The 639-nt window shown below is 65.9% G+C and carries 1 protein-coding gene and 1 pseudogene; both read left to right on the top strand.

Annotated elements, in window-relative coordinates:
- The first annotated feature begins 81 nt into the window (after nt 1–81).
- Nucleotides 82–453, top strand: a complete 372-nt coding sequence (rplV, locus tag FK530_RS24740; RefSeq protein ID WP_146489456.1) for a 50S ribosomal protein L22 — start codon at nt 82–84, stop codon at nt 451–453.
- A pseudogene (locus tag FK530_RS24735) lies at nt 453–639 on the top strand (30S ribosomal protein S3); the annotation flags it as partial. The gene rplV and the pseudogene FK530_RS24735, both read left to right, overlap by 1 nt.

Raw genomic sequence — 639 nt, 5'->3', positions numbered from 1 at the left:
CGAACCTTCCGCAGCCACGACAAGGACGACCGCAAGGGACGTCGGCGCTGAGCCGGCCCTGAGGAAGAAGAGGCAGATTTCATGGAAGCCAAGGCGCAGGCGCGTTATGTTCGCGTCACGCCCCAGAAGGCTCGCCGTGTCGTGAACGAGGTTCGCGACAAGGCCGCCCTGGAGGCCGCCGACATTCTGCGGTTCGCCCCGCAGGCCGTTGCTACCGATGTCCGTAAGGTGCTGCTCAGCGCCATGGCCAACTCCAAGGTCAAGGCTGAGCTCGCCGGGGAGACCTTCAACGAGGCCGACCTCCGCGTGCTGGAGGCCTACGTCGACGAGGGCCCGACGATGAAGCGTTTCCGTCCCCGCGCCCAGGGGCGCGCCGGCCGGATCCTCAAGCGCTCCAGCCACATCACGATCGTGGTGGGCACCAAGGACGACAAGCTGAAGGGAGACCTGTAATGGGACAGAAGGTCAACCCCACCGGGTTCCGTCTGGGCATCACCACCGATCACCGGTCCCACTGGTTCTCCGACTCCACGACGAAGGGTCAGCGCTACGCCGACTACGTGGCCGAGGACGTGGCGATCCGCAAGACGCTCTCCGAGAGCCTCGAGCGCGCCGGCATCTCCAAGGTCGACATCGAGC

The organism is Tsukamurella conjunctivitidis, assembly GCF_007858475.1.
Taxonomy (GTDB): Bacteria; Actinomycetota; Actinomycetes; order Mycobacteriales; family Mycobacteriaceae; genus Tsukamurella; species Tsukamurella conjunctivitidis.
This window is presented reverse-complemented; position numbering and strand designations above follow the sequence as displayed.

Coding starts and splice junctions, on each gene's coding strand:
- rplV (WP_146489456.1), top strand. CDS start 82: ATGGAAGCCAAGGCGCAGGCGCGTTATGTTCGCGTCACGCCCCAGAAG.